This is a genomic window from Pseudomonas sp. Irchel s3a12, assembly GCF_900187485.1.
In the GTDB taxonomy this organism is placed as follows: Bacteria; Pseudomonadota; Gammaproteobacteria; order Pseudomonadales; family Pseudomonadaceae; genus Aquipseudomonas; species Aquipseudomonas neuropathica.
Window position 1 is genome coordinate 233,656 of record NZ_FYDN01000009.1, and the last position, 12,165, is coordinate 245,820.

General features: G+C 53.9%; 12 protein-coding genes and 1 pseudogene. 4 read left to right on the forward strand and 9 right to left on the reverse strand.

Annotated elements, in window-relative coordinates; translation table 11 throughout:
• Positions 1 to 2 precede the first annotated feature (2 nt).
• The 3 genes from CKW14_RS17115 to CKW14_RS17125 form a co-directional block, all read right to left on the reverse strand.
• Positions 3 to 206: a hypothetical protein gene (locus CKW14_RS17115; protein ID WP_095125733.1), complete on the reverse strand. Its 204-nt coding sequence runs from the start codon at positions 204 to 206 to the stop codon at positions 3 to 5.
• A gap of 111 nt (positions 207 to 317) precedes the next feature.
• Entirely contained in the window at positions 318 to 1,922 is a 1,605-nt protein-coding gene (locus CKW14_RS17120; protein ID WP_095125734.1) for a methyl-accepting chemotaxis protein, read from the reverse strand.
• A gap of 228 nt (positions 1,923 to 2,150) precedes the next feature.
• Positions 2,151 to 2,555 carry a TraR/DksA family transcriptional regulator gene (locus tag CKW14_RS17125; RefSeq protein WP_003225981.1) on the reverse strand — a complete coding sequence of 135 codons (405 nt, stop codon included), beginning with the start codon at positions 2,553 to 2,555 and terminating at the stop codon, positions 2,151 to 2,153.
• Between the two features lie 401 nt (positions 2,556 to 2,956).
• On the opposite strand from CKW14_RS17125, the gene CKW14_RS17130 reads away from it, so the two are divergent.
• The 4 genes from CKW14_RS17130 (at position 2,957) to CKW14_RS17150 (ending at position 7,036) form a co-directional block, all read left to right on the forward strand.
• Complete coding sequence (locus CKW14_RS17130; RefSeq protein ID WP_095049993.1) at positions 2,957 to 3,865, forward strand: MurR/RpiR family transcriptional regulator; 909 nt, start codon at positions 2,957 to 2,959, stop codon at positions 3,863 to 3,865.
• Between the two features lie 61 nt (positions 3,866 to 3,926).
• Positions 3,927 to 4,532, forward strand: coding sequence for a glutathione S-transferase (locus CKW14_RS17135; protein ID WP_095125735.1), 606 nt, complete (start codon positions 3,927 to 3,929; stop codon positions 4,530 to 4,532).
• 2 nt (positions 4,533 to 4,534) lie between these two features.
• A complete protein-coding gene (locus tag CKW14_RS17140; RefSeq protein ID WP_095125736.1) occupies positions 4,535 to 5,653 on the forward strand; it encodes a DNA alkylation repair protein in 1,119 nt (372 codons plus the stop codon).
• A gap of 678 nt (positions 5,654 to 6,331) precedes the next feature.
• A complete protein-coding gene (locus CKW14_RS17150) occupies positions 6,332 to 7,036 on the forward strand; it encodes a hypothetical protein (RefSeq protein WP_141231803.1) in 705 nt (234 codons plus the stop codon).
• A gap of 358 nt (positions 7,037 to 7,394) precedes the next feature.
• Here CKW14_RS17150 and CKW14_RS17155 read toward each other — a convergent pair whose 3' ends face one another.
• The 6 genes and pseudogenes from CKW14_RS17155 to CKW14_RS17180 all read right to left on the reverse strand — a co-directional run.
• A complete protein-coding gene (locus tag CKW14_RS17155) occupies positions 7,395 to 7,943 on the reverse strand; it encodes a hypothetical protein (protein WP_141231804.1) in 549 nt (182 codons plus the stop codon).
• 223 nt (positions 7,944 to 8,166) lie between these two features.
• Positions 8,167 to 8,820, reverse strand: a complete 654-nt coding sequence (locus CKW14_RS17160; protein WP_095125740.1) for a DUF2931 family protein — start codon at positions 8,818 to 8,820, stop codon at positions 8,167 to 8,169.
• A pseudogene (locus CKW14_RS17165) lies at positions 8,820 to 10,360 on the reverse strand (phospholipase effector Tle1 domain-containing protein). Before CKW14_RS17165 ends, CKW14_RS17160 begins: the two are co-directional and overlap by 1 nt.
• A 136-nt stretch (positions 10,361 to 10,496) precedes the next feature.
• Positions 10,497 to 10,859: a DUF6124 family protein gene (locus CKW14_RS17170; RefSeq protein WP_095125741.1), complete on the reverse strand. Its 363-nt coding sequence runs from the start codon at positions 10,857 to 10,859 to the stop codon at positions 10,497 to 10,499.
• A gap of 391 nt (positions 10,860 to 11,250) precedes the next feature.
• Positions 11,251 to 11,757 (reverse strand): excinuclease ABC subunit C, encoded by a 507-nt coding sequence (locus CKW14_RS17175; RefSeq protein WP_026000442.1) that lies wholly within the window; start codon positions 11,755 to 11,757, stop codon positions 11,251 to 11,253.
• Between the two features lie 180 nt (positions 11,758 to 11,937).
• Positions 11,938 to 12,165 (reverse strand): DUF6124 family protein (locus CKW14_RS17180; RefSeq protein ID WP_256587246.1); only part of this gene is annotated, 228 nt, incomplete at its 5' end.

The following is a 12,165-nucleotide window of genomic DNA, read 5'->3' on the forward strand; positions in this document are numbered from 1 at the left end:
ACTCAGTGCAGGCTGTCAGCAAACTCGGCTTGCAATTGCGCGAGCCACGCAGCCTTGCACTCCTCGGCCTCGTTGCGACTGGCAAACGCGGTGCCGCGACGCTCGCCATTGAGCAAAACCACCCAGCACACGCTCTGCCCCAACGCGCGCAAACCGGCCGGCACGCCACTGCCGATCATCACAGCAACATCAACCCTGCACTGCATGCAGCCCCCGAAATCATTAGCAACCTAACTAAGCGGGCAGATTAATGGTTTCTTTCGAGCGGAAACAGCAAGCTCCGTGCACAGATTCATTGCACTGCAAGTAACAATCCCTCAGCGCGGTTTCTCCGGCTTATAGCCCAAACGCAATCCACCCCAGTGCCGGCCCTTGATCATGATCGGCACCGACAGGTCATGCATCAGTTCACCGGTGTCGCGGGTGTAAGTCTGCAACAGCACCGGTTGCTGATGGCTGCCGCAGCGAATACCGGTGCGATCCGCGAACTTGCGTTTGGTGCGATTGTTCACCGCATCGACCTGCGCATCGCCAGTCAACGGCTGACTGAACAGCTGATTGTGCGTCGGCACATAACCTTGCTGCGTGCAGGCAATAGCGAACACCAACCCCTCGTGACGCGGCAACAACGGCTCCTGAATCGCCGGCAGCACCTGATCGGTGTAACGGTCGAAACGGGTTTGAAACTTCGCCGGTTGGGTATTCGGGATCGGCTGATACTGGCGATCGAACAGATCCTCGAGGCTTATCTTTCCCTGCTCGACATCCGCTTCGAAACGCGCGGCAATCTGGCTCGCCCCTTCGCGGGCCAGATCGTAGATGCGCTGGTGATAGTCATCCAGACCGACTTCGGCCAGCCGCTCGCTGATGGTTTCCGCCTGCCCTTCCATTTGCACCGCCGCTTCAGCGAGGCGGCGAGTCTGTTGATCGCTGATCGCCAGATCGCTGCGCATCTGCTCGATGGCCTTGAACAGGCTGTCGAGTTGCTCGCGATTGGTTTCCGCACCCTGAGCGATTTCACCGACCTGAGTTTCCACTCCGGCGGCCAGTCGCGCGATGTTCTGCAGATGCTGGCCGGTGTGTTCGACCTGCTCGACACCGATCTGCAGATCACTCGACAACTCGCGAATCTGCTCCACCACCTGCGCCGTGCGTTGTTGAATGTCGGCGACCATCTCACCCACTTCACCGGTGGCCGACGCCGTGCGCGCCGCTAATCCACGCACCTCATCCGCGACCACGGCAAAACCGCGACCATGCTCTCCGGCTCGCGCTGCCTCGATCGCCGCGTTCAATGCGAGCAGATTGGTTTGACTGGCAATCGACTGAATCACCAGGGTCACGCGCTGAATATCGTCACTGCGCAGGCTCAAGGCTTCGATCAACTCACGGCTGGCATTGGCGCGCTGACTGAGCTGATGCATGCGCGCGATCGAATCCACCAGTTCCGTGCGCCCCGCCGCGCTGCTGTGATGCGCCTGACTGGCTGCTTCGAGCGCGGCACGGCTGAGTTGTGAAGTGGCGTGTTCAGTCGCGATCATCACCTCGGCGTTGCTGACGATCTGCGCCGCCGCATCGAGTTGCGATTCGAGTTTGCTCGCCAGTTCCTTCACCGAAAACGCCACACCGGCCGCCGACAAGGCGTTATGGCTGGTGGTGTAGGAAAGGTCGCGGCTCAGTTCGGACATGGCGCTGCCCGTGTCGGCAGGCTGGGCATCGGGGATGGCGCGGGAACGCAAGCGCGGTAGCCAGACAATCAGCACCGCCAGCGGCATGCCGATGTACAGCGACCATCCACCCAGCGTCATGCCGGCCAGCAACAGCATCAGGGCGATGCTTTGCAGGGGCGGCGCAATCCAGCGGTTTTTCGGCAAAAGCACTGGTGCAGGCAAAGCCCCAACCAGAGATCCGTCTCTCGTCATATCAACACCCCACGCTTGTTCTCATTATTGTGACTGCATTAAACGCCACTACAACGCCATTATCCATGGTCCGTTAGTCGTGGGGTCTGTGGCAGGTCAATGGAACGGCGCGGGCTTATTGCAGACGAGCAAAAACAAAGATCGCAGCCTTCAGCAACGCCCATGTAGGAGCTGCCGAAGGCTGCGATCTTTTCAAGGTGCCCCTGTTGAAAGGGTCACCCCACAGAATCAGGCCTGACGCTGGTGCTTGTCGATCTGCTCGTGACGCTCTTGAGCTTCGATGCAGTACTTGGTGGTCGGGCTGATCAGCAGGCGCTTCAGGCCAATGGCCTCGCCGCTATCGTCGCACCAGCCAAAGCTGTCTTCCTTGATGCGCTCAAGGGCTTGTTCCAGTTGCGGCAGCATGCGCTGGTCGCGATCGATCGCGTTCACCAGCCAAGTGCGCTCTTCTTCAACCGAAGCCGCGTCCGCCGGGTCAGCCGGGGTGTCCAGGCTTTCGATGGCGATACGGTTTTGCTCAATGCGCTCGTGGGTTTCGACTTTCATGTTCTGCAGCAGCTCAGTGAAGAAAGCGTGCTGCTCTGCATTCATGTAGTCATCTGCCGGCATGGCCAGCAACTTGTCCTTTGTCATTGATATCTCTATAAAAAAACGTGCATTAAGGCGAATTAGGGAGCGTTTCGGCGAACCGCGTGCGGTCGGCGAAAAGGCATCGTTTATTGCAAATGCCACCCGGCACTCAATTTACGAGGGGCGGCAGTCTAAGGCCCGATCGAGGCCTCAGCAACTGTAAATACAGGGAATTTGTCCGACAACGCCCGGAAACTGCTCTGACACAGGGTTCACACGGCCATCGGAGTGCGTTTATAGCAAGAAATTCAGTCGAGCGGCTGTATATAGAAGACAAACGGCTAACCACGCAGCGCTCAGACGCAATTTTTTACCACGCACTGCATCGTTTCAGCAAAGCAGAACCGCAAAAGCCCCCCTAATATCAGGCCCACCGTGTGATCAATCAGCCTGAAGGATGACCTATGCCCCGCCCCGATCTGCCGGCCACCGACGAGGTTTCACTCGCCAGCCCCCCGATCAATGCCGAGCGCCTGCTGCAACTGATCACCGACGAATACGACGCCCTGCCGCGCCAGCTCAAACGCATCGCCAGCTACATCAGCCAACAGAGCGACCGGATCATGGTCGACCGCATCAGCGACATCGCCCGCGAGTGCGAAGTCCACCCGTCCGCCATCGTGCGCTTCTCGCAACGCTTCGGTTTCAGCGGCTTCAGCGAAATGCAGGCGCTGTTCCGCAGCGCCTACACGCACAAAGCCTCGCCGGTGCAAAACTACCAGCAACGCATCCGCAGCATGATCGCCGACCAGTCGCAGCAAGCCAGCGCCGGCGACCTCGCCCGCGAATGCATCGACGCCACCCGCTCCGGCATCGAACGCCTGGGCCGCGAACTCGACGACGCCGCCTTCGAAAAAGCCGTCGAGCTGATCGTCAACGCCGACAACATTTATGTCGTCGGCGTGCGCCGCTCCTTCGCCGTCGCCGACTACCTCGTTTACAACTTGCAACACACTCAGAAGCGCATTCACCTGGTTTCGGGGCTGGGCGGTAGCTATCGCGAGCAAATGCGCAGCGTGCGCGCCAACGATCTGGTCATCGCCATCAGCTTCGTGCCCTACGCCAAGGAGACCCAACACTGCCTGCGCTTCGCCCGCCAGCAACAGGCCAACACCCTGATCCTCACCGACAGCCAGCTCTCGCCGCTGGCAAAACTCGCCAACAGCGTATTGCTGGTCAACGAAGGCAGCGCCCTCGCCTTTCGTTCGCTGAGTGCGACGTTGTGTTTGTGTCAGGCGCTGTTTGTGGCAGTGGCGTATCGGCTGGAACTGAATGTTGATGAGATTCACGAACAACCCGGCTTCGACGACTGACAATTGCCTCAGCGTCGGCTAGGTTATGCCTTCCCACCGGTTCGACTTGAAGGAACGCGTCATGAAACTGATCGGCATGCTGGACTCCCCTTACGTACGCCGCGTAGCCATCTCCGCCAAACGCTTGGGGATTGACCTCGAACACGAGTCGGTCTCGGTGTTCCGCCACTTCGAGCAATTCCAGCAGATCAACCCGGTGGTCAAAGCCCCCACGCTGATCCTCGACGACGGCGTGGTCCTGATGGACTCGACGCTCATCCTCGACTACCTAGAAGCCAGTTCCGGCAAAAGCCTGCTGCCAACCGAACTGAAACAACGCGCCCAAGCCCTGCGCCTGATCGGCCTCAGCCTCGCCGCCTGCGAAAAAGCCGTGCAGCTTTATTACGAACGCAACCTGCGCCCGGCAGACATTCAATATCAGCCGTGGGTCGAACGCGTCGAAGGCCAACTCGCCGCCGCCTTCACCGCCCTCGAGCAAGAACTGGAAAAAACCGGCCTGCCCACCGACGGCACCCTCACCCAGGCCGGCATCAGCCTCGCCGTCGCCTGGAGCTTCACCGGCCTCGTCGTCCCCGACCAGATCGACACCCGCCGCTACCCACACATCGCTCAATACACCGCCTACGCCGAAACCCTCGAAGCGTTCGTCAGCACCCCGATGACCTGACCATGAGCCCCCCCGACACCGCCGCCCCGGCGTTAAAGGAAATCTTCAACGCCGAGCGCTTGCAGCACATCGCCCGCGAAATGAGCGCCGTGTACCCGGCGTTCAAGGCCAAGGCATTTCTCAAACATGCCCAGGACGGACTCGCTGAATTATCAGTGATGCAACGCATGGCCCGCGTCAGCGAAAGCCTGCACGCCGTGCTGCCGCTGGACTACGAAGATTCCCTCGATGTATTGCGTGAACTCGCGCCAAGGCTGAACAGCGGATTCGTCAGCATGTGTTTGCCGCACTACGTCGCGAGCTACGGCGGTCACGCGTTCGACACCTCCATGGACGCCCTGAAGTACTTCACCACCTTCGGCTCCTCCGAATTCGCCATCCGCCACTTTTTGCGCAGCGACCTGGAGCGCTCGCTGGAACGGATGCACGACTGGACCCGAGACGAAAACCACCACGTTCGCCGACTCGCCAGCGAAGGCAGCCGCCCTCGCCTGCCTTGGTCGTTTCGGTTAGAAGCGGTTCAGGCCGATCCGCAGTTGGCAGCGGGGATACTGGATCGGTTGAAGGCGGATGAGAGTTTGTACGTGCGCAAGTCCGTGGCGAATCATTTGAATGATGTGACGAAGGTGCATCCGGGGTGGGTGCTGGACACGATTGAAGGTTGGTCGTTGGAGAACAAGCACACGGCGTGGGTTGCCAAGCATGCGTTGCGTAGTTTGATTAAACAGGGGGATTTGCGGGCGCTGACGGTGATTGGTGCCGGGGCGAAGGCTGAGGTTGAGTTGTTGGATGTGCGGGTTGAGCCGGCGGTAGTGCGGTTGGGGGAAGCGATTACGTTGTCGTTTGTGGTGAAGTCCACGGTGGCGCATGAGCAGCGGTTGGTGATTGATTATGCGATTGACTATGTGAAGGCGAATGGCGGGGTTTCGGGGAAGGTTTTTAAGTTGAAGACGGTGGGGTTGGCGGGGTTTGGGAGTGAGGTTGTGGGGAGGCGGCAGGTGATTAAGGATTTTACGACGCGGAAGCATTTTGTGGGGCGGCATGGGGTACGGGTTATGGTTAATGGGGAGGTATTGGGAGCTACCTCGTTCAACATCGTCGCGGGACCAAGCCTTGAGTAAATTGAGAGTCTGGCACGACCAGGACGGATATGAATTCAAGGGAGGATCTGTTTTCGCCAAAAACGCTCAATAGACACTATACTGGCAAAACGACAGCGTGAACTTTGATATAATCGATAAAGAATATCCATGTCGGATTTTTTATTTGAGTCACGTCGCATTATCCAAACATCTTTGGCAGTCATCATATTTTTTGACAGTAAGGATTTAAAGTGAAATCCAATATCACAGAAACCAATGGTCTCTTGAATTGATCAGTAACGACCAGAGACAGGAATTGAATAGAGTTGGAGACAGATAAGTGGAAACATTAATACTACCCGCCCTACTGGTATTGTTGAGCGCATCACTAAGGAGCTTTATAGTTAACAAAAAAAGCACACCGACAATTCTAGGGGACATTTGTTTAGCCTTACCAGTCGACCTTACCTTTGTTGCTCTTTCAGTGGCAATCACTTCAGCCACAATGATTCAGCACTGGCTCGACAACCGAGCCACTCTGATCGTAGGAATTCTGCTAGTGGCCGCCTTCCAACTTGGAGCACTATATAGGCCATGCAAGGAGTACATCGATGAAGATAAAAACCTGCATTCTTTTGGCTTATGGTTCTTAAATGCAGTTGTTACGTTTCTTGTTTTTTATTTCTTAGTTTTTAAGGTGGTGAAGTGATGCGAGACATGACCTCATTTGAATTTATTGTTTCATTTGCCATTTTGATGCTAGCCATGACAGCTGTAATGGCCTTAATGTTTTACACTATGCAAAAAAACAAAGAATCTAGATACAACGAAGATACGAAAAAAGTAGAGTTAGATTTACTTCGCAAAAGTATTGAATCAGAAATCTACAGCCTTAACAAAAGGCTTAGCAAAACGCCCTCGAGATTTGAAGACTCATACCACTTACAATTGGATGGAAATAGGGGATCAATCAAAAGTGAAAAGCCTGGACTAATTCTGAATGATTTCTTGAAGAGTGCCGGCCTGAAACAATCAGATTTAATAGAAAAAGATTATGTTTTTGTGCTAACGCCTTTTCACAACGAATTCGATGAAGTCTATAAAATCATTAAATCCATATGCGAAAAGGCAGACATTCGATGCATTCGAGGTGATGAACAAAACTTTAAAGGAGATATTTTTTCACACGTTTTAAAAAGCTTAATTCAGGCAAAAGTTATTTTGGTAAATCTGGGCGGGAGAAATCCCAATGTGTTGTATGAGTTAGGATTGGCGCACGCACTGGACAAAACAACAATTTTGATATCCCATTTGCTTGATGATTTGCCGGTTGATATTCAGTCAAAAAGAATTGTAACCTACAAAGATTTTTCCGATTTAGAAAGCACTCTTCCGGTTGAATTACTAAAAGCAATGAAATAATCATAACACCCCAAATATTGCTGACGCAGCCAAGCAGTCGTGGCGATTGGGTTACATGCGCAACGGGATCAAAGTATCGATTTTTCTCGAAAAAAACCACTCAAAAAAAAGCTATAAGAAGCTAAAAAAGGGGACTGGTTTTTACTAAAAATCAGCCCCTTTGGCACTCACAGATTCTTCGATTGCGCCAGAGCAAAAAAGACTTTCGCCGATTCCATCATTCATCAGCATTTCACCTAGAGCTGAAACAGGAAAAATTACTACTTGCAGACAGTAGTTACGTTAAGTGCAGCGCTCGATTCCGCCGCCCAGCTTTTTTTCAACTTTTCAAAATAACAGCACCACCACTAGAAAACACCTAAACTATGGAGATTACAAACTGAATTAGCCAGTACATTAGAAACGACACCCCGACAAAAATCAGCAACCACAAGCAGTAATTAACAAACTTGCTAGGCTGGGGAATAGGAATAACACTAATTATTTTTGCAAACCCCTCGTCCGATTTCGCATTTACGTTAATTTGGCTCCACAACAAAGGTGGAAAATAAAGATACGATATGGTCACTTGTTCCTTTGGTACCAGTGAAGGAAAAACGATCTCTCCTGCCCCTTCAGGGTTACGTTCAATGGTGTACATAACTGGCGGATAGACCGTGAGATTGCTGGGCAAAATCGCATGCGAGAGGCGAACATTTGTTGCAGCCTTTCTCCCAGCATTCCGAACCACTACGGCGTGAGTGTGGATCACAACCGGATGTTCTCCCTGAACTGTGAATGACGACGCATGGCCGATGAAAGATATTATCTTTGATCTGGCTTCTAGATAGTGCTTAATTATAACGCCTAGAACCCCTGACAAAATCGGCGCAGCAATTTTCGCGAAAATTTCAGGTTCGAGTTCCATAAGCCTAACCTTTGTCCGTAGAAAAATTTCAACGATAGATTGAATTACAAATCTCTCAGCACCTTCCACCATCGTCAAAAAACGATTTCTTTACTTTTATGTACACGGGTTAGTATAGCCAACCATTGACAACGTACAATCCCCAAGGAACAAGCGGGGTCAGATAAGGATCATCCAGAAGTTAGCCTCATTCCCAATTGCTTCAAAGATCTGCGTACGCGACTCACCAACTTCCGTAAGGGATTCCCCATTTCTCAATATACCGCTTGGACTTTTCACTGATGGGATAAGCGTAGCGCCCTTGGGTTTTCCCCTGACTCGGCCCCAACGGTTCGATTTCGGCCTGCGCTTTCGCCACTTCGACCGGATGGTGACATGAGTCTCTTACCCAAACCTGGATGGCCCCGCCGGGAGCTAAACCCAGATAGACCGAAGATATATAGGTAGCTGTCTGGTCTGGAGTTTTCGCGCAGCGTTGATTCACCGATGTCAGCATCAGTTGTCTGGCCTCTTCGGGTATATCCACCCAGGCTCGATAGGTCTGAGGTTCTACGATGGACTGCCAGCGAACGAAGATCCGTTTCGGGAGATCAGCACCCACTACTGCTTTCGCGGAACTGCCCACACCGTGCCAGCCTCGCGCCGACTCTGTTCCATCTTCTGGCTGCCCACCCGATGCGGATCCCTTTCCCGTACGAAGAAACGTCTTTCCTTTGATGTCTTCAACGGCAGTGTCCTCAACCCAGACCTTCATGTAGCGAGGCTCGGTAAACCCGAGTTCCCACCATGGTGATTTAGGGTCGTTTTTTGCCGATAGCGGGTCAGCGTGACAACCGCTCACAAATAGGCTGCACAGCAGGGTTGCAAGTAACTTCATTACCAAAGCGTCCAGTCAGGTACGTGCGGATGTTTTACGCGAATTGCATCTGACGTGGGGGCGTTGATATATACCGCCTTCACGCCACTCCCGTCTCGTCGCCAAGTGGGTGGTTCCAGTTGGCGGAGGTATGGATGTATTTGAGTCTTAGCATTTGCTCGTCTTGCTCCGTGGTGCTGTAGTCCCCTGAGACAAATCGATCGCATAAGGCTCGGAGTTCCGGTGGAACGGCAAACTCTTCAGTTTCAGGAATGTCGTTGAAGCGCACTCCTTTTGCTTTCGCCTGTTGATGCATCACCCGTAGACATACTCTCGACAGCATTCCGCTCACAGGACGCTTGAGCTGTACGGCAGCATAGACGCGCTTGACACCCGGACTCAATCGGTCCCGTGGACTGCTCGGTATCAGAAGTGCAGGAGGCGTAACGATTTCCAGCATTTCAGCGGGCCAGCCTTTGTCGAGCCACTGATTTCTGACATTTACCGCGTCTCGGTAAATAGAGGTGCTGTCGACATCTGTGTGAAGGGAAACTTCAAGAGTTTGCATCGGGCTGACGAGTACACACTCATTGGCCTCCTCAAGATACCCCCCACCAATATCGGAATGTACGCCAGGTAAAACAATTTCCTGGTGATCCATTGCTACTCGACTGAGGGCGAAATTACCTCTGCATTCATCTCGCGCGACCAATTGGACAACATCCGTGAAAAACCGCCTGTCCAGGTAAAGCTTGAGACCTGTCGCGACAGCGCTTTTGATGTTCCCCAAATTCGACCAGCCAGCAATTGAAGGCACCGTATCGAACAGGCCTATAAAGCCCATGTTGATATCGCTTTTATATTGCTCGCTGAAGGTCGGACTGAAGCGATCAGAATCGCTGCGAAGGATATCTCCTAATGGGCCTTGTTTGCCGCGTACGATTTCATTTGCGAAGTGTCGCGCGGCGGCTGCGCCACGACTGAAGCCGAACGTGTCGAAGGTGAGCGATGTAATTTCGCTGCCCGGATTTTCATCCAATGCCTCCTTGATACGTTGTTTTATCAATACAAATGAAGATTGAACGCGGCCTGCAACACCTGTTTCGCCTCGCCCGGCGCCCGCTCCCAACGTACTGTCCTCTTCACCTGCACGAGTGCCAATCCCTTCGACATACACCATGCGGAAAGCTTGCTTGCGTGGTCCCGCGCCTTCAGCTGCTTCAGGCGTGTCGTACAGGTCACTCAGCTTTTTGACATTGCTGACATCATTGCCGTAGCTGCTGTCCGGATCACTCATATACGGCTTGCAGCTAGCATCGATATCTTTGGCGGCGATGGGGTGATGCGCACCGCAAAGTAAGCCTGCGGCAGCGTTATTCGCGTTATTGCCAGTGCCATCAAAGAACACGCCGATACGTAACGCGATCCCGATTTTTTCAGGTTCGCGCGCAGGTTCTTTCCCGTGTTTCTCATATTCCGCCCAACGCTGGGCGTGAATATCGACGGGTTTGGCTTCTTCGTAGCGGTAGTTTTTCGGGGGGTTGGGTACGTAGCCACTCATCCGTGATTCCTGGTTCTGATCCTTGAGAACGGCCCGAAGGGTGACAGCCGGGGCTGGGGGGCGCAAGCCGTGGCCGTGTGCCAGCCAGGGTGTGCCAGCGGGGTTCGACGAGGGTTTCCCCTCGTCGGGGTGGGGGTTAGCTGGCGATTTCGACGTTATCCAGCGCTTGGTTGACGGCGATTTCGCCGAGCATCACGACTTGGGCGATGTCCAGTGCGGTTTTGCGGTGCGGGGTGTCGAGCATGGCGGCGAAGTTGAGGAGCATTTCGCTGGCGGAGCCGAGGGTTTCGCTGGCGTTGGCGAGCAGGGATTCGCTGTTGTACTTGGGGTTGGCGAGGTACATGCGTTCGGGTTGTTGGGTGCTGGCCATGATTTGGCTGGCGGGTTTGAGGTAGTGGTCGAGGGCGCGTTCGGCGGCTTCGTGGAAGCGTTTGGAGTCGGGGGATTCGTAGGGGGATGTCGGGTCGGTTTCGGGTGGGTTGGGTGTTGGTTTGATCATGGTTGTGCTCCTGGTTTTCATTAGGAGCTACCAGCATCACTTGCAGATGATGGGTGGCAGCTATGCGCGGGTCTGCAAGACCGGGAAACCAGGCACCCGGCAGACCCGAAGGTCTCCCGCACAAAGCCGCCATTGAGCGAACACGAACGAGTGTCCTTTGGCTGACTGTGCGACTGGTTTTTCCGGCGGGCTTGCAGACCCGATCACTGATGAGCAGCGACGGGAATCAAGGTACGGCGGGAGTGCCAGACGCACAAGCCGGCGGATTCTGGCTTAGTCGTAGGCGATGGCGCAAGGAGTTGTAGGGCGTAGCCAGCAACGAGAGACACCTATTAAACAAACATGTAGATCGTCTGTTTAACAGGTCAGTTGAGATGCAGAGAATTCCGAATCAATGGGTCTCAAACGAATTCCACTGGTGAGTATCAAGATCCAGCGCGCAGTAGGGTTCGAAAACGTAAAGCACAAGCGGATTTTCAATATCTATCGCTGCCACCTGGAGTGACTTGAGATAGGACTGAGCCTCTGCGAATGATGTACCGAATAGAGGATCATCCATTGCCTTCGCGCGCGTCAGCTTGGAAATCGTTTGATCTGGATGTTTTGCCATCGCAATTCGAAAAGCAAGGCTAGCGTCGAAGTGTGTTTTACCGAAGACGTGCTGACGAAGCCGACTGATCACGCTTCTTGAAATACCAACATAGATAGGCACGCCGTTGTCGATCAACACGTAGCAGCCCGAAAAATCTTGCGCCAGTTTGAACTGTTTCAGCAACGATTTAACGCCAACACCGGGCACTGAAAAGTCCTTCATCTCTCGCGGAGTTTCAAGAGAGCTTTTCATTCTGCTCATATGGCCGGGCAGAACCGTTTTGGCTAACTCTTCAAATGTGTGCATGCATTCGTGTAACGCCATTGGAGAACCGCTCGGTCGAGAGATGGACGCCAACGCTATCGCGTCAAGTCAGGCCATTACAAGCGATGTAACTCTCGTCTATGTAAAGCGTCGCCTGAACAATGTGAGGTAATAAGTCTCTGTAGCGAAGAACAGAGGAATCGCTACAGAGATCGTTCACATCTAGCTGGCGATTTCGACGTTATCCAGCGCTTGATTGACGGCGATTTCGCCGAGCATCACGACTTGGGCGATGCCCAGGGCGGTTTTGCGGTGGGGGGTGTCGAGCATGGCGGCGAAGTTGAGGAGCATTTCGCTGGCGGAGCCGAGGGTTTCGCTGGCGTTGGCGAGCAGGGATTCGCTGTTGTACTTGGGGTTGGCGAGGTACATGCGTTCGGGTTGTTGGGTGGT